The sequence below is a fragment of the Nonomuraea muscovyensis genome, assembly GCF_014207745.1.
Classification (GTDB): Bacteria; Actinomycetota; Actinomycetes; order Streptosporangiales; family Streptosporangiaceae; genus Nonomuraea; species Nonomuraea muscovyensis.
In genome coordinates this window covers 2,502,049-2,518,676 of sequence record NZ_JACHJB010000001.1, presented here as the reverse complement: position 1 = coordinate 2,518,676, position 16,628 = coordinate 2,502,049, and the positions used below count along the sequence as shown (strand labels likewise).

General features: G+C 71.7%; 14 protein-coding genes and 1 pseudogene. 4 read left to right on the top strand and 11 right to left on the bottom strand.

The window, feature by feature from the left end:
* Positions 1-9 precede the first annotated feature (9 nt).
* Together FHU36_RS11875 and FHU36_RS11870 are read right to left on the bottom strand one after the other, a co-directional pair.
* On the bottom strand, positions 10-1,023 hold the full coding sequence (locus FHU36_RS11875; RefSeq protein ID WP_185083769.1) for a hemolysin family protein: 1,014 nt from the start codon (positions 1,021-1,023) through the stop codon (positions 10-12).
* On the bottom strand, positions 1,020-2,384 hold the full coding sequence (locus FHU36_RS11870) for a hemolysin family protein (protein ID WP_185083768.1): 1,365 nt from the start codon (positions 2,382-2,384) through the stop codon (positions 1,020-1,022). The genes FHU36_RS11875 and FHU36_RS11870 overlap by 4 nt, the downstream gene beginning before the upstream one ends.
* Positions 2,385-2,480: 96 nt before the next feature.
* Here FHU36_RS11870 and FHU36_RS11865 point away from each other — a divergent pair, with 96 nt between their 5' ends.
* Both FHU36_RS11865 and FHU36_RS11860 read left to right on the top strand, forming a co-directional pair.
* Positions 2,481-3,671 (top strand): acyltransferase family protein, encoded by a 1,191-nt coding sequence (locus FHU36_RS11865; protein WP_185083767.1) that lies wholly within the window; start codon positions 2,481-2,483, stop codon positions 3,669-3,671.
* A gap of 52 nt (positions 3,672-3,723) precedes the next feature.
* Positions 3,724-4,662 (top strand): slipin family protein, encoded by a 939-nt coding sequence (locus FHU36_RS11860; RefSeq protein WP_185083766.1) that lies wholly within the window; start codon positions 3,724-3,726, stop codon positions 4,660-4,662.
* A gap of 21 nt (positions 4,663-4,683) precedes the next feature.
* Here FHU36_RS11860 and FHU36_RS11855 read toward each other — a convergent pair whose 3' ends face one another.
* The 3 genes and pseudogenes from FHU36_RS11855 to FHU36_RS11845 all read right to left on the bottom strand — a co-directional run.
* Positions 4,684-5,352 (bottom strand): response regulator, encoded by a 669-nt coding sequence (locus FHU36_RS11855; RefSeq protein WP_185083765.1) that lies wholly within the window; start codon positions 5,350-5,352, stop codon positions 4,684-4,686.
* Positions 5,349-7,889, bottom strand: a complete 2,541-nt coding sequence (locus FHU36_RS11850; RefSeq protein WP_185083764.1) for a DUF4118 domain-containing protein — start codon at positions 7,887-7,889, stop codon at positions 5,349-5,351. Before FHU36_RS11850 ends, FHU36_RS11855 begins: the two co-directional genes overlap by 4 nt.
* A gap of 4 nt (positions 7,890-7,893) precedes the next feature.
* Positions 7,894-8,025, bottom strand: a pseudogene (locus FHU36_RS11845) (potassium-transporting ATPase subunit C); the annotation flags it as partial.
* Between the two features lie 158 nt (positions 8,026-8,183).
* Between FHU36_RS11845 and FHU36_RS11840 the strand changes: the two are divergent.
* Entirely contained in the window at positions 8,184-9,692 is a 1,509-nt protein-coding gene (locus FHU36_RS11840) for a serine/threonine-protein kinase (protein WP_185083763.1), read from the top strand.
* Positions 9,693-9,962: 270 nt separating this feature from the next.
* Here FHU36_RS11840 and FHU36_RS11835 read toward each other — a convergent pair whose 3' ends face one another.
* The 5 genes from FHU36_RS11835 to FHU36_RS11815 form a co-directional block, all read right to left on the bottom strand.
* Positions 9,963-10,613 (bottom strand): vitamin K epoxide reductase family protein, encoded by a 651-nt coding sequence (locus tag FHU36_RS11835; protein ID WP_185083762.1) that lies wholly within the window; start codon positions 10,611-10,613, stop codon positions 9,963-9,965.
* Positions 10,594-11,277, bottom strand: a complete 684-nt coding sequence (locus FHU36_RS11830) for a DsbA family protein (RefSeq protein WP_185083761.1) — start codon at positions 11,275-11,277, stop codon at positions 10,594-10,596. The genes FHU36_RS11835 and FHU36_RS11830 overlap by 20 nt, the downstream gene beginning before the upstream one ends.
* Positions 11,278-11,342: 65 nt before the next feature.
* Positions 11,343-12,575 (bottom strand): DUF418 domain-containing protein, encoded by a 1,233-nt coding sequence (locus FHU36_RS11825; protein WP_185083760.1) that lies wholly within the window; start codon positions 12,573-12,575, stop codon positions 11,343-11,345.
* Positions 12,572-13,561 carry a saccharopine dehydrogenase family protein gene (locus tag FHU36_RS11820; protein WP_185083759.1) on the bottom strand — a complete coding sequence of 330 codons (990 nt, stop codon included), beginning with the start codon at positions 13,559-13,561 and terminating at the stop codon, positions 12,572-12,574. Before FHU36_RS11820 ends, FHU36_RS11825 begins: the two co-directional genes overlap by 4 nt.
* A complete protein-coding gene (locus FHU36_RS11815; protein ID WP_185083758.1) occupies positions 13,558-15,009 on the bottom strand; it encodes an MFS transporter in 1,452 nt (483 codons plus the stop codon). Before FHU36_RS11815 ends, FHU36_RS11820 begins: the two co-directional genes overlap by 4 nt.
* Positions 15,010-15,048: 39 nt before the next feature.
* On the opposite strand from FHU36_RS11815, the gene FHU36_RS11810 reads away from it, so the two are divergent.
* Positions 15,049-15,699: a TetR/AcrR family transcriptional regulator gene (locus tag FHU36_RS11810; RefSeq protein WP_312891545.1), complete on the top strand. Its 651-nt coding sequence runs from the start codon at positions 15,049-15,051 to the stop codon at positions 15,697-15,699.
* Between the two features lie 240 nt (positions 15,700-15,939).
* Here the strand turns inward: FHU36_RS11810 and FHU36_RS11805 are convergent, their stop codons facing one another.
* Complete coding sequence (locus FHU36_RS11805; RefSeq protein WP_185083756.1) at positions 15,940-16,401, bottom strand: CHAP domain-containing protein; 462 nt, start codon at positions 16,399-16,401, stop codon at positions 15,940-15,942.
* Positions 16,402-16,628 lie beyond the last annotated feature (227 nt).

The following is a 16,628-nucleotide window of genomic DNA, read 5'->3' as shown; positions in this document are numbered from 1 at the left end:
GGCCATGCCCTACGCGGGCACGAGCAGCGTGGTCAGCAGGTCGTCCAGGCTCACCAGGCCGAGCAGCTCGCCGTCGCCGTCCCTGACGAGGGCGAGCTGGCTGCGGGCCGCGCGGAGCGTCGCGACGGCGTCGGACACCGGCGTGTCCGGGGTCACGGCCGGGACCGGATGCGCGAGGCGGCCGGCCGTGGGGGCGGCGCCGCGGGCGCGCGCCAGGTAGGCGTCACGCACGTGCAGCGCCCCGAGCGGCCGGTCGCCGTCCCAGACGACGAGCCGGTTCCGGCGCGTCCGGGCCGAGACGTCCACCACCTCGTGCACGGAGGCGTCCGCGGGGACGCCGACGATGTCCTGCCTGGGGACGACGAGCGGCTCGACGGCCGTCGTCGGGGCGTGCAGGGCCCGGCTCAGCACCCCGTGGTCCTCGGGCTCGATGAGGCCCAGCCGGCGTGACTCCTCGACCAGGTGCCGGAGCTGCTGGGGCGTGCGCGGGTTGGCGTCGTCGGCACGGGGCCGGACGCCGAACGCCCGCAGCAGCAGGTCGCTCGCGCCGTTCAGCAGCCGCAGCAGCGGCCGGACCACCACCGTGAAGCCGCGGAACGGCAGCGCCAGCAGGATCGCCGAACGCTCGGGGTGGGCGATGGCCCACGACTTGGGAGCCATCTCGCCGATCACCATGTGCAGGAACGTCACGATGGCGAGCGCGATGACGAACGCCACCGCGTGCGCGGCGGCCGTCGGCAGGCCGAGGGTGTGGAACAGCGGAGTGAGGGTGCCGGCGATGACGGGTTCGGAGACCACGCCGAGGCCCAGCGAGCACAGCGTGATGCCGAGCTGGGCGCCGGCCAGCATCAGCGACAGCTCCTTGATGCCGGACACCGCGGCCGCGGCGGCCCGGCTGCCCCGCGCGGCGGCCTGCTCCAGGCGGTGCCGCTTGGCGGCGACCAGCGCGAACTCGGCGGCGACGAAGAACCCGTTGCCGGCCAGCAACGCGAGGGTGACGGCGAGCCCGGTGGCCAGGTTCACGACGACGGGCCCCCGTCCTCGGCGGCTGTCCGTTCCTGGACCACCGGCGTCAGCCGGACCCGCTCGGGTACGTGGCGGTCGATGGCGAGCACCTCGACCCGGACGTGGGTGTGCGCGCCGTCCTCCAGCGACGGCGGCAGCTCCTCGGTGATGACGTCTCCCGGTACGGCGAAGCGGCCCAGCCGGTGCAGGATCAGCCCGGCCAGCGTGTCGTACTCGTCCTCGTCGGGCAGCTCCAGGCCGGTGGCCAGGGCGATCTCGTCGATGCGCAGCCCGCCGTCCACCTCCCAGCCGTCACCCCGCCGCAGCATCGAGGCGTCGGCCAGGTCGTTCTCGTCGGCGATCTCGCCGACCAGCTCCTCGGCAACGTCCTCCCACGTGACCAGCCCGGCCAGGCCGCCGTGCTCGTCCACCACGCACGCCACCTCCTCGCCCCGGGCGTGCAGCTGCTCGACCAGGTCGGGCAGCGAGAGGGAGAACGGCACCACGAGGACGTCGCGCGCGATGTCGCCGACCCGCGTGTCGTGGGCCTTGTCCGGCGGCACGCGGATCAGCTCCCGCAGGCTCACGATGCCGGTGACGTCGTCGAGCCGGTCGCCGACCACGGGGTAGTGGGTGTGGCCGTATGTGGCGATCAGCTCGTCCAGGACGGGGATCGTGACCCCGGCGTTGACCGTGATCACGTCCACCCGGGGCACCATGACCTCCCCGGCGGTGTGGTCGGAGAACGCCAGCGCCCGCTCCAGCACGTCGGCCTGGCTGCCGGGCAGGTGGCCGTGGGCCTCCGACTCGCCGATGATGTGGCCGAGCTCCTCCAGGGTGGCGCCGTGGTGCAGTTCCTCGACGGGTTCGATGCCGACGGCGCGCAACAGCTTGTTGGCCGCGGCGTCGAACAGCCGGATGACGAGACCGGCGACGGCCAGGTAGCCGAGCGTCGAGCCGGACAGGGCGCGGGCCAGGGACTCCGGCCTGGCCAGGGCGAAGTTCTTCGGCGCCAGCTCCCCGAGCACCATCTGGATCACCGTGGCCACGATGAAGCCCGCGGCCAGCGCGATGCCGCCGACCAGGCCCGCGGGCACGCCGAGCGCCTGCAGGCCGGGCGCGATCAGCTCCGCCAGCGCGGGCTTGGCGATGAACCCCACCACCAGCGCCGTGACGGTGATGCCGAGCTGCGCCCCGGACAGCATGAAGGACAGCCGTTCCATCACCCGGACCGCCTTCGCGGCCTTCCTGTCGCCCTCGGCCGCGAGCTGGGACAGGGCCAGGCGGTCGGCGCTGACGTAGGCGAACTCCTGGGCCACGAAGTAGCCGGTGGCCAGGGTCAGCACGAAGACGGCCAGCAGACCGAGCACCACGGTCATCTCGTCCCCCTCCCCGTACGCGCGGCAGGTGCCACGACTACCCCGGTTCCCATCCGCGGAACGGAGTCTGCCCAGCACTTCGGTACGTTTGACCATATGTCGCTTGCCCGGAGCTCACCGTCCGTAGAGAACCGGACGGGCGTCCACAGGCTCGGCTGGCTCGACGCGCTGCGCGGCATCGGCGCGCTGGCCGTGGTGGGCGAGCACCTGTTCACCTGGGCCATGCCCTGGCTGAGACCCACCCAGATCAACCTCGGCATGTCCGGCGTGCTCGTGTTCTTCCTGGTGAGCGGGTACATCATCCCGACCTCGCTGGAGCGGGGCGGCGACGTGCGGGCCTTCTGGATCGGCCGTTTCTTCCGCCTCTACCCGCTCTACCTCGCCGTCATCGTGCTCGTGCTGGCCCTGTCGCCGTGGATCCCGGTACGCCCGGAGGTGCCGCGGGACCCGTACGCGGTCGCCGCGCACGCCACGATGCTGCTGGACGTGGTGGGGGTCGGCGGCGTGCTCAACACCATGTGGACGCTCTCGTACGAGATGGCCTTCTACCTGATGGTCGCCGCCCTCTTCGTCACCGGCGCGCACGCGGGCCGCGCCGCTCGCCGTGGCCTGGTCGCGGTGCTGTTCGGCCTGGCCGCGATCGTCGCCGGCATGACCCTGTCCGCCGCTCCGCTGTCGGGGGCCGGGCCGGCCTGGGTCGCACTCGTGGTGTTCGCCGCCGGCCTGGGGTGCGTGTTCGCCGGGCGGCTGCGCACCCTCGCCTCCTGCGCGCTGGGGGTGATGGCGCTCGCCCTGCTGGTCCTGAGCAGCCGGGTGCCGTGGTTCGGGCTGGCCATGCTGGCAGTGATGTTCACCGGGACCGCGATCCACCGGTGGGAGCGGGGCTCGGGCACGCTGCGGCCGGTGGCTCTCACCCTCCTCCTCGTGGCGCTCGCACCGGTGTGGGCGATCAGCGCCGGCTGGTGGTGGGTGCGGCCCGACGTGTGGATCGGCACGGTGGCCCTCGCTGCCGCCACCTTCGCCGCCGGCCTGGCGCTGCGCGGCCGCCGCATCCCGCGCCCCTTGGCCTGGCTCGGCGTGGTCAGCTACTCGCTCTACCTCGTGCACCTGCCGATCCTGCTGGTGATGATCCACATCCTGGGGGAGCGCCGCTGGTCGCCCCTGCCGCACCAGCTCGCCACGGGCGCCGTCTTCCTGCTGGTGCTCCTGCCGGTCGTCGGGCTCACCCACCGCCTCGTCGAGCTGCCCATGCAACGCCTCGGCCGCCGTCTCGCCCGCAGGGTCTGAGCTCCCATCGGGGGGCTCCCCGAACTAGGCTCGGAAGGGAAGGGACACCGCCATGGACATCAACATCGTGCTTCCCGTCGTAGCCTTCCTCGTCCTCCTGGTGGCGCTCGCCGGCGTCCGAGTCGTCAACCAGGTCGAGCGGGGCGTCGTCTTCCGCTTCGGCAGGGCCCAGCCGCAGATCAGGGAGCCCGGACTCAGGCTTCTCCTGCCCGGCGTCGACCACATGAGGAAGGTCAACGTCCAGATCGTCACCATGCCCGTTCCGACACAGGAGGGCATCACCCGCGACAACGTCTCCGTCCGCGTCGACGCGGTCGCCTACTTCAGGGTGCGGGACCCGATGCGGGCCGCGATCGAGGTACAGGACTACCTGTTCGCCGTCGAGCAGGTGGCGCAGACCTCGCTGCGCTCGATCATCGGCAAGAGCGAGCTGGACGACCTGCTCACCAACCGTGAGGAGCTGAACAAGGGCCTCGCCCTGATGATCGACAGTCCCGCCCTCGGCTGGGGCGTCCACATCGACCGGGTCGAGATCAAGGACGTCCAGCTCCCGGAGAGCATGAAGCGCTCCATGTCGCGCCAGGCCGAGGCCGAACGGGAACGCCGGTCCCGGGTGATCGTGGCCGACGGCGAACTGCGGGCCGCCCAGAAGCTCGCCGACGCCTCGGGCATCATGGCGCAGACGCCCGGCGCGCTGCAGTTGCGCCTGCTGCAGACGGTGGTGGAGGTCGCCGCGGAGAAGAACTCCACCTTGATCATGCCCCTGCCGGTGGAGCTGCTGCGCTTCTTTGACCGTGCCGTCCGGACCGGCCCGGACACCGGCCCGGACACCGGATCGGCGGTGGCCGGTGCCGAACAGGTGCCGCCGGAGGAGAAGCCGTCGCCCGCGCTGGCGGAGGCCGCCGCCCCTGAGCTTGCGCCGATCGCGCCTCCCGGACAGCAGGCGGAGGGCGCCTCGGCACCTCCCGCCCCGAAGCGGGCCGGCGCCTGAGGTCCCGGCGTCCGGCCGGGATCAGGGGGTGAAGCGGTAGCCCATGCCGGGTTCGGTGATCAGGTGGACCGGGCGGGCGGGGTCGCGTTCGAGTTTCTTGCGGAGCTGGGCCATGTACTGGCGCAGGTAGTTGGTCTCCTTGACGTAGCTGCTGCCCCACACCTCGGTCAGCAGGTAGCGCTGGGGGATGAGCTTGCCCGGGTTGCGCAGCAGGAGCTCCAGGATGTGCCATTCGGTGGGCGTCAGCCGTACGGTCGGGGAGATCGTCTTGGTCGTCAGGTCGACCACGTGGTCGCCGAGCCGGATACGGGCGAGCTCCGCCTCCTGGGCGGTGGCCCGCCGGGAGACGGCCCGGATCCGGGCCAGGAACTCGTCGATGCCGAACGGCTTGGTGACGTAGTCGTCGGCGCCCGCGTCCAACGCCTCGATCTTGTCCGCGCTCCCCGCCCGGCCCGACAGGACGACGATGGGGACGTTCGTCCAGCCGCGCAGGCCGTGGATCACCTCCACGCCGTCGATGTCGGGCAGCCCCAGGTCGAGGACGACGAGGTCGGGGTGCCATTCGGCGGCCACCCGCAGGGCGGCGCCGCCGTCGGCCGCGAGCGCGACCTCGTAGTGGCGGGCGACGAGGTTGATGCGCAGCGCCCGCAGCATCTGCGGCTCGTCGTCGACGACGAGGATCTTGATCATGGTGTCCGCGCCGGGGCCGAGATGGGCAACTTCACGATCATGGTAAGGCCTCCCCCTGGTGTCTCCTCGGGCGTGAGCGTGCCGCCCATGGCCTCGGTCAGCCCTCTGGAGAGCGCGAGGCCGAGCCCGACGCCGGTGTCGTTGTCGCGGTCGCCGAGCCGCTGGAACGGCACGAACACCTGCTCGACCGCCTCGGCCGGGATGCCCGGCCCCCGGTCGATCACCCGGATCTCGACCTGGTCGCCGTACCGGCTGCCCGTGATGAGGACCTGCTCCTCCGGCGGGCTGTAGCGGACGGCGTTGGTCATCAGGTTGACCAGCACCCTTTCGAGCAGCGCCGGGTCCGCCATGACCTCGGGCAGATCGGTGGACAGGTCGCCCTTCACCCGGTCGCGCAGCGGGCCGAGGTCGTCGATCGCCCGGGGCGCGATCTCCTCCAGCGCCACCGGCTGCAGGGACAGACCGAGCGCACCCGCCTGCAGGCGGCTCATGTCGAGCAGGTTGTCCACCAGCCGGCCCAGCCTGGCCAGCGACTCGTCCGCGGTGGCCAGGAGTTCGGCGCGGTCCTCGGGCGACCAGTCGACGTCGCCGCTGCCCAGGCTCTCCACGGCCGCCTTGGCGGCGGCCAGCGGCGTGCGCAGGTCGTGGCTGACCGCCGCGAGCAACGCCGTGCGCATCCTGTCCGCCTCCGCCAGGGGCTTGGCCTGGTCGGCCTCCTCCCGCAGGCGTTCCTGGCGGAGCGCGACCGCCGCTTCGGCGGCGAACGCCTCCAGCACCTTCCTGTCGCTGGCGTCGAGCAGCCGTCCGCGTGCCGCCAGCACCAGGCGCTCGTCGATCAGCACGTCGGTGTCGGCCGCGGCCGGATGGGTGCACGGTGTGCCGCCGGAGGTCGCGAGGATCCGCCAGGCGCCGGGCTCGGACTGGTCGTCGGCAGTGGGTTCGCGGCGGCGTTCGAGCAGCGTCACCGAGTTCAGGCCGAAGGTCTCGCGCAGGCGGCCGAGCAGCGAGGGGAGCGCGGCCTCGCCGCGCAGCACGTGCCCGGCCAGGGTGGCGAGCACCTCCGCGTCGGCCCTCGCCCGTGCCGCCTCCCTGGCCCGGCGGGCCGCCAGGTCCACGATGGTGCTGACGGTGGCCGCCACCAGGACGAAGACGGCGAGCGCGAGGATGTTGTCCGGATCGGCGATGGCCAGGCGACCGGTGGGCCGGGTGAAGAACCAGTTGAGCAGCAGCGAACCGCCGACGGCCGCGGTGATGGCGGGCCACATCCCGCCGATGAGCGCGACGCCGACGATTAGGCACAGGAACAGCAGGATGTCGCTGGGCAGCGAGAGGACGTCCCTGAACGGTGTGAGCACGGCGGTCAGCAGCGGCAGGCCGAGCGCCGCCACGGCCCACCCGGCCAGCCTGCGGGTCCTGGTCAGGGCGGCCCGCGAGCGTTCGGGACGCGTGCGGCCCCTCTTGGCCTCCTCGTGCGTGACCAGGTGGACGTCGATGGCGTCCGACCGGGCGGCGGTCTCCACTCCCACGCCACGTGACAGGATCTGCGCGAACCGGCCGCGCCGCGAGGCTCCCAGCACGAGCTGGGTGGCGTTGACGCCGCGGGCGAAGTCGAGCAGGGCGCGGGGCACGTCGTCGCCTACGACCTGGTGGTAGGCGCCGCCCAAGCTCTCCACCAGGGCGCGCTGGCGGGCCAGATGGGCCGGGTCGCCGCCGGTGAGGCCGTCGGACCGGGTGACGTGGACCGCCAGCAGGTCGGCGCCCCTGGCGCGGGCGGCGATCCGGGCGGCTCGCCGTACCAGCGTGTCTCCCTCCGGCCCGCCGGTGAGCGCGACCACGACGCGTTCGCGTGCCTCCCAGGTGCTGTCGATGCCCTGGTCGGCACGGTAGCGGTCGAGCTGCTCGTCCACCTTGCCCGCGACCCAGAGCAGGGCGAGCTCGCGCAGCGCGGTCAGGTTGCCGACGCGGAAGTAGTTGGACAGCGCGGCGTCCACCTTCTCGGGGGCGTAGACGTTGCCGTGCGCCAGCCTCCTGCGCAGCGCGTCCGGCGACATGTCGACCAGCTCGACCTGGTCGGCCCGCCGCACCACCTCGTCGGGGACCGTCTCGCGCTGCGGGACGCCGGTGATCTGCCGCACCACGTCGTTGACCGACTCCAGGTGCTGGATGTTCACCGTGGAGACGACGTCGATGCCCGCCTCCAGGATCTCGTCGATGTCCTGCCAGCGCTTGACGTTCCCGGCGCCGGGAACGTTGGTGTGGGCCAGCTCGTCGACCAGCGCGAGCGCGGGGCGGCGGGCGATGATCGCGTCGACGTCCATCTCGGTGAAGGCGGCGCCCCGGTAGGACAGCGTCCTGCGGGAAATCACCTCCATCTCCTCCAGCAGGGCGGCGGTGCGGGAGCGGCCGTGGGGCTCGACGAACCCCACGACCACGTCCCGGCCACGCTCGCGAGCCCGGCGGCCTTCGCAGAGCATCGCGTAGGTCTTGCCGACGCCGGGCGCGGCGCCCAGGTAGACCCTCAGTCGCCCGCGGGGCATCCGATCACCTCTTGTCGAGGGCGAGGTTGAGCCGGAGCATGTTCACCACCGGCTCTTCCATGAAGCCTAGGGCGCGACCGGTGTACGTGCTGATCAGGGTCTCGACCTGGGTCCGGTCCAGCCCGCGTGCCCTGGCCGCGCGGGGCGTTGACGCCGTCCCCGTACGGCCCGCCTTTGACGGTTACCGCTGACACCCGCGCCCCCTTCCCTTTACTATCTAGGCGCCTGTGCCGAGCCGGGTATGGACAGGAGGCGACGGATGGTCGGGGAGTCCGAGATGTCGGCAATGGCGCGGTGACGCTGCTCGCGGGCCGCTACCGGCTGCTGACCCAGCTTGGCCAGGGCGGCATGGGCACCGTGTGGCGGGCGATGGACGAGCTCCTCCGGCAGGAGGTGGCCGTCAAGGAGGTCCGGCTGCCACCGGACCTCGACGAGGCGTCGCGAGCGGAGCTGGCCGAACGCACGCTCCGCGAGGCGCGCGCCGCGGCGACGCTGCGGTCCCACCCGTCCATCGTGACCGTGCACGACGTCGTCCTCGACGGCGGACGGCCGTGGATCGTCATGGAACTCGTCCGCGGCCGCTCCCTCGACCGGGCCGTACGCGACGACGGGCCGCTGCCGCCGCGCCGGGTCGCCGAGATCGGCAGGAGGATGATCGACGCCCTCACCGCCGCCCACGCCTCGGGCATCCTGCACCGCGACGTCAAACCCGCCAACGTCATGCTCACCGACGACGGGCGGGTGCTGCTGACCGACTTCGGCATCGCGACCATCGCCGGAGACGCCGGGATCACCCAGACGGGGATGCTGACCGGCTCACCCGGCTACATGGCCCCGGAACGCCTGCGCGGGGAGGCCGACGGCCCGCTCGCCGACCTGTGGTCGCTCGGCGCCACGCTGTACACGGCGGTGGAGGGCGGCCCGCCGTTCGCCGGCTCCAACCAGGCGGCCGTGCTCGCCGCCGTGCTGATGCAGGATCCCGCCCCGTTCCGGCTGGCCGGGCCGCTCAAGCCCGTGCTGGCGGGGATCCTGGAGAAGGACCCGGCGCGCCGCTGCTCCCCCGAGGAGGCGGCCGACTGGCTGGACGCCATCGCGCGGGACGATGCCACGACCGGCATCGCCACGCGGCGGAGGCGGACCAAGCCCGGCCGCCCGCCCCGCCGCGTCCGCCCCCAGGTCGTGATGGGCGCCACGCTCGCGGTCGTGCTGACGATGGCGGCGGGAGTGGCGCTGGTGCCCCAACTGTTCCCGGGCGTCATCAAACTGCTCGGCGTCGCGCTCGCGTCCCGTCCCACCTACTCGGCGCACCCGACCCCAAGCCCGGCCACGGCCACGGCCACGGCCACACCAAAGCTGATCACCCGCGACTTCGAGGCGTGCGACCTGCTGACCAGCGGCCAGACGCGCACGTTGTTCGGCGGCACGATGGAGCGCCGGTTCATAACCGCCTCCGGTTGCTCCTGGCAGGGAGCGGACGGCACCTCCCTGCGCCTCATGGCGGTGCGCGGGCCGTCCGCCTCGACCGCCGCCATGGCCCACGGGCAGACGGTCTCCTACATGAAGGACGAGCCGAGGCGCACCGCGGGGACCAAGGTGCGCAAAGGACCGGACATCGGCGACGAGGCCTACAGCCACACCGGGAAGTCGCCCTTCAGCTGGGGAGGCTCGTTCTACGACACGAAGATCTCCCTCCGGGTGGTCAACGTCTGGGTCAGTCTCGACGTCCACGCCCGGAGGCCCGGTTACGCCACCGCCGACCGAGCGGCCAAGCTCATCGAGAAGGCCCTCATGACGTACCGCTAGCCGCATCGAGCCGTCAGTGCCTGCCGCCCACGCCGCCGGGAGCGGGCTCGCGACACGACACCGCCCGGAGGAGAGGGGGTCCCGGCTTGATGGGAGTCGCACGCCGACGCCTCGCGTTGCGGGTGGGGGTGGTCCGGGGCCAAGGTCATGAGAACCGGAGGCTCTTCGCCAGTCAGCGTGTTCGCTGTTGGGAGCATTGTCGCGGGTACGGTGCCCAGGTCTGGTTGTCGCAGAACTGGGCGTTGAACCGGACTGAAGCGTGCGGACGGGTCAGATCACCGTGCTCCAGTACGACCAGAACCGAGTGCCGATCAGCGTCGTGAGGGCGACGAACCAGATGGTCAGCCCCACCGCGTGATAGTCGCTCATCGCTCGGACCGTGCGAAGAGCGTTGGAGGGGACGGGCAGGTGGCGCATGGCCGCGTTGTGCAGGGTGACGTACCAGCCGATCGGGATGGTAACGGCCCAGACGACCATGCAGTACGGGCATAGGGCGCCAATGATGTAGAGGCTTTGTAAGGCCAGCCAGTGCACGAAGACCACGCCCGCGGTGACGCCGGTCTGCAGGCCGAGCCAGAACCATCGACCGAACGTCGCTCCGGCCAGGAGGGCAGCGCCCACGGTGGTGACGATGGCGAATCCAGCGATTCCCAGGAGCGGGTTCGGAAAGCCGAGGAGCTCAGCCTGCGGGGTTCGCATGATGGAGCCGCAGGCGAGGACCGGGTTGATACTGCAGCTCGGCTCGTAAGCCGGGTCCTTCAGCAGCGCGATCTTCTCGACGCCGAGCACGAACGCCGCGAGCAGTCCGATGGCGCCCCCCGCGAGGAGCACCCATGGCAACAGCCGGGGAAACGGCGCGGGCCAGGCGTGGACGTCGCCGGGCGTGGACGAGGTGGCGAGGTCACTTGGCGAGTGCCGCATCGATGGCCGCCTTGAATGCGTCGCTGGACAGGGGCTGGATCTTCGTGCCGTTGAGGAAGAACGTGGGGGTGCCCTGCACGCCGAGCGCCTCCCCATCGGCGGCGTCCTTTTCGACGCGCGCGAGAGTGGCGGGATCCTGGTAGGCCTTGTCCCAGGCGGTCACGTCCAGGCCGAGATCCTTGGCGTATCTTCGGAAGATCTCGTCAGCGGGGACCCGCTTGCGCGCCCATTCGTCCTGGCGTTCGTACATCCGCTGGTACATCGCCTCGAACTTGTCCTGCCGGGCGGCGGCCTCCACTGCCCGGGCGGCGCGTGCGGCGTTGTAGTGGTTGGCGAGCGGGAAGTAGCGCACCACGAACGTGATCTTTCCTGCATAGTGCTTGCGCAGCTCTTCCACCACCGGAAAGTACGCTCTGCAGCCCCCGCACTCGAAGTCGAGGAACTCCACCAGCGTGACCTTGCCGTCCGGGGCGGTCTGCAGGCGGTGGCTGTCTGAACGGACAAGTCTCGACTCGCCGGCCGCGACGGCGGAGGTTCCGCTCTGCGGCCGCAGTGCGTCGACGGTGAACAGGACGGCCAGCACCGCCGCGAAGACGCCGATCAGGGACAAGGAAATCGTGACGTTCCGCTTGCGGGTGGCCTTCCTGCGGTCGTCGGCGCGCATGGCCGCGACTCTCTCGCGCCGGGAGGCGTTCCGTACCGGCTGCTGTGACACGCGTGCTCCTTCGCTCATCTGTCTTCCGTACGTGGATGGGGTCGTCGTGACAGTCGCCGGAGGGCGATCTCGGCAGGTCCTCGAAGGTGGCCACGCTCCAGCAGCCGTGCTCCCGCCACGGTGAACAACCACACGCCGATCGCGTAGCCGGCCGTGGAGGCGCTGTGCAGATGGGCGCCGAGCCCGAGTCCCCAGGCGGCGAGTACAGGGGCGCAGAGGACCGACTGGGCGAGGTAGGCCGACAGGGAGCGTTTCCCCACGGCGGTGACGGCTGAGATGATCGGACCGGGTCGCCGTCCGGAGAGTCGGTGTCCCAGGAGGCCGAAGAACGCCGCGTACCCGAGCCCTGCCGGCAGGCCCGTGGCCATCTGAGTGACCTCGAACACGAACATCGACTCCGGCGGGATCGTCAGCCATCCCATGACAGCCGCGGCGTGTGGGAGGCCGCCCAGCCAGCCGATCGCGATGCCGATGATCGCCACGCGGCGCAGCAACGGCAGGTGCTCACCGGGCCCTTCCAAGATCTGCCGCCGGGCGGCCCAGAAGCCGAGCACGATGGCGACGGGCAAGGCCAGGGCTATGAGCCCTTGTCCAAGGCTGACGACCGGCCAGAAGGTCAGGCGCGCCAGGGCGGCGGCCAGCGGGTCGCTCTGCTCGCTGCCGGCGATCCCGAGGGACAGGTACCCCGCCATCTCGGGTGGCACGGGAGCGACCGCCGCCAGATAGGCGCCCACCACGCTGATGAGGGTCACCAGCGTGAGCAGAGCACTGCCGATGGCCGACCAGGTCAGCAGCGTACGGTCGTCGCGGTGGAGGAACAGCCGAGCGAGCAGCAGCCCCGCCAGACCGTAGGCGCCGAGGATGTCGCCCTGCCAGAGCAGCGCGGCGTGGACGAATCCGAACGCCAGCAACCACAGGTTGCGGCGTCTTAACTGTGCGAGCACGCCGGGCCTGGCTTGGCCGGCGGCCTCCTGGCGCGTCAGGAACTGCACCACGCCGTAGCCGAACAAGAAGGCGAACATCGGGTAGACGCGGAAGTCCACCACGATCATGCTCGCCACCTGGACGCTCCGGTCGAACACCGAGCCGCCCGGCGGGTGGATCGTGCTGACACGAAGCTTCCTGCCCCACAGGTACCAGGGGGTGTTGGCGATGGCGATGAGCAGGAGCATGCCGCCCCGGGCCAGGTCCGGCGCCAACACCCGCTTGGCGGGAGACGCGGTCCCGCGGACGCCACTGACCGTCATGAGGGTCCCTGCCGGTCGAGATGCAGGTGGGACCCGTCGGCGGCGAGTTCGGTCAGGAAATCGACCGGGTCGACCAGTTGCTCGATGTGCCGGACGCCCGGCGGCAGGGTTGGCAGGTGGCGGATGAGCAGTGCGGCGGTGCGCCCGGTGGCGCGACTCTGGAGTCGCCCGCTGAAGGAGGCCCGGGTGGTGCCGCAGCGGACGGTCACGGCGAATCCGTCATCACCGAGATGGATCTTCTCCAGCGCTCTGAGCATGAGGGCGCGGGCTTTAGGACGGCGCAGCAGCCGGGCGACGGCGGGCCGGCCGGCCGCGGCGAGCAGGCCGGTGGTGAGACGGGAGTCCAGGCACAGCCCCGTGCTCGCCGACGCGACGCCGAGGGTCGCGGGCAGCGTGTACTGGTCGGAGAACGGGAAGCGGTGGACGGTGCGCTCGCCGTACGGAGCCGGGAAGCGCATCGTCCAGGAGCCGTCGAGCCGGCCCAGCCCGTCCAGGGTCCACGCGATCGCCGCGGGGCCGTGCTGTTCCCCCGAGCCGAGCAGCACGCCGATACGCAGATCGCCGGCCGCCGAGCGCCCGGCGCAGATCCGGGCCAGCAGGTTGGTGATCCCCGGGACCAGGCCGACGCTGAGCGCGGCGGTCGCGCCGCGCTCGGTGGCCAGGCGGTCCAACTGCTCGATCTCGGCGAGGACGGGCGCGGAGGCCGACACGTCCACGTAGCCGATGCCGCGCTCCAGGCAGGCCCGGGCGACCCGGGCGTTGTCGATCTCGGCGCACATGAGGACGGTGTCGACGCCCTCCAGGGCCCTGGCCAGGTCGGCGGGATCGGCGGCGTCCACGCGCAGCGCGCTGGTGCCCGGGACGGGGCGGGCTCGCCCGGGGTTGCGCCCGGCCACGATCACCGTCGTTCCGGGAGATTCGGTGAGCGCGGCCGCGGCCTCGCGTCCGACCGCGCCGTACCCGCCGAGGATCAGGACTGTGCTCATCGCTGGGGTGCCCCTTGCTGCTGTACGGTGGCGGCCGCGGCGTCCACGCGCCGGCGGGTGAACATGACGAGGGCGCAGAGCACCCCGAGGACCGCGAGGCCGGCTGCGACGGCGAACCCGATCCGGAGCCCGTCGGCAACCGCGTTCACGCTGGTTTCGTGCGAGGCGGTCCACGCCGCCGAGGCCAGGAGCACACCGGTGACGCCGAGCGCGGCCCCCAGTCGCTGGGCGGTGTTGAGCAGCCCGGACGCGGTTCCCTTGTGCTCCTCGGGTGCGACCCGTACGGCCGAGGCGGTCGAGCCCACGAAGACGGCGGGCAGCCCTGTGGCGAACAGGACGCTGGAGGGCAGCACGGCGATGAGGTATCCGGCGCCCGGGTGAAGGAGGAGCGCGTATCCGGCCAGGCCGAGCGCGAGCAGGCCCATGCCTCCTGCCAGCACGAGGCGGGTTCCGAAACGTCCCACCGCCCACGGCACCACGGTGCGGGCGGTCACCATGTTGACCACCGCGACGGGGAGGACGGCGAATCCGGCGGCGATCGCGGAGTAGCCCATGACGTCCTGCAGCATCAGAGACAGCAGCACGAACGCCGGCACATGCGCGGCCCCCACGAGGGCGTTGGCCACCGTGCCCGCGCGCACCTCCCGCCGGCGCAGCAGCGCCGGAGGCAGGATCGGCTGCGGGTGGCGCCGCTGCCGGACCCAGAAGACGGCGGCCGCCAGCACGGTGACCGCGATCGCCCCGGTGGTGAGCGCGTCCCAGCCCCGGACGGGCAGTTCGGACGCCACGAGCACCAGCGCGAGCAGGCTCCCCGTACCGGCGAGCGCGCCGACCAGATCGAGGCGCGGCCTGTCGGCCCCCTCGGGCGCGGGCCGGTCCGCGGGCAGCAGACGCGGGCTCGCGACCAGCGCCACCAGTCCGATGGGAACGTTGATCAGGAAGATCCACGGCCAGCCGGCCACCTCGGTGAGGATGCCTCCCAGCGCCACACCCGAGCCGGCGCCCGCGGCGGCCATGGCGCTCCACACCCCGAACGCCCGGCGGTGGACGGCGGGCTCGATGAAGATCGCCGCCAGCAGCGCCAGCTCGGCCGGGACCACGAGCGCCGCGCCGACGCCCTGCACCGCCCGGCCCGCGAGGAGCGTGCCGGCGTCCGGCGCCAGGCCGCACAGCAGCGACCCTCCGGTGAAGAGCACGATGCCGGCCTGGAACATCCGGCGCCGCCCGAGCACGTCGGCAGCGCGCCCGCCCACCAGCTGAAAGCCCCCGAAGGTCAGCTGGTAGGCGTTCACCACCCAGGCCAGACCCGTGTCGGCCAGAGCCAGGGCCGCTCCCATCGCGGGAAGCGCCACGTTGACGATCGACACTTCGAGGAACACCACGAGTTCGACTGAGGTGAGCAGCAGCAGGACGGCGAAGCCGCCCGAACCCCATGTTTTTGTAGTCACACTCTAAGAATGTTTCTAGAGTGGCGCTATAGTCAAGTCGTGAGCGAGACACCACGACGCCCGGCCGGGCGAGAGGACGGGCGGGCCGCACGGGCCCGCGCCACGAGAAGCCGCATCACCACGGCCGCCACCGAGCTGTTCACCACGGCGGGCTACACCACGACGAGCATCACCGCCGTCGCGGCCAGGGCCGGGGTGAGCGAGCAGACCGTCTACTACGCGTTCGGCACCAAGAGGGCCATCCTGGCCGCCGCCCTGGACCTGGCCATCGCCGGCGATGACGAGCCCGTCCCCACGTTGGAACGGCCCTGGGTCCGCGACGCGCTCGCCGACCCCGACCCGCTCGCGCAGCTCCGCTGCCAGGTCGCCGGCGCCGGAGACATCTACCTGCGCGCCGCCCAGCTCCTCGACGTCGTGCGCAGCGCCGCCACGACCGACCCCGACCTGGCCGAGGTCTGGGCCACCAACATCGACCAGCGCCTCGCCGTGCAACGCGTCTTCGCGGAGGCCCTGGCCCGCAAGACACCCCTGCGGGACGGGCTCCCCACACACGTCGCCGCCGACATCGCCCTGACGATCCTGTCGCCGGAGACCTACAACCTCCTGGTCGGCACCAGGGGCTGGGACCATTCGCGCTGGCGATCCTGGGCCACCGACGCCCTCATCCGCCTGCTCACGACGCTTTCCTGAGTCCGGCCCGGGACCCGGATCTGGACGATCTTCACCACCGTGTGGTCCGCCAGCGATCCCGCTCGTCCGGATGCGCCCCAGGCGGGCCGGCGGTCCCTCCTGCTGATCCTCGGAGGTGCGTTGACGACCACGGCGCCGGTGATACGAACCGTCGACCGCATCCGTGATCCGTCGCCGAGCGGGGCGTTGAGGGGGCGGGTCCCTCTCGGCGACTTCGCGAGTCGCTACTCGCGTGTCGCGTCAGGCCTTGTACTCCGGGTAGCCGTAGCCGATGACGTGCGACTTGGGTCGGACACGCTGCTCCACCCTGCCGTTGCCGGTGTTGCCTTCGATCGTGCTGATCGTGCCGTCGCCGTTGTCCTTCTTGACCAGGCCCATGTGGTCGATGCTGTCGATGCCTCCGCCGTTCCAGGAGAAGTACACGACTGCGCCCGGCTTGGGCGTGGAGCCCCAGCGCCTGTTGGCCTTGAACCACTTGGCCCAGGTGACGGTGTAGGCGTCCCAGCCGACCGTCTGGCGAAGGCCGGCCTTCTCGCCGACCCACGAGACGAACATCGCGCACCACGGCGCGTTGGCGTAGGCGCGGACGTTGCCACCGTCACGGGTGACGGTCTCGGCGGCCCGCTGGGAGGACATGTACCAGCTGTGGAACGGGGTGCCGCCCCCTGCGGCGTTCTCCTTGACGTCTATCGAGCACCCCATCTGACCAGCAGTTCAGGGGCGATTTCTTTACCTTTCTCCGGTGCGGCGAGGATTACTCAAAATGCCCAGCATTCACCGACATCTCATCCGTAACAGCTTCCGGTGCTGCGTGGCGGCCGTACCTCCTACAGGGCGTAGCACCAGGACTCTCCCAGCGGCTCCCGTCCCCGGCGCGATGGCTGGGTTCGGAGGACGAAGGTGCCGGCCACGGTTCATTGCCTACTGTC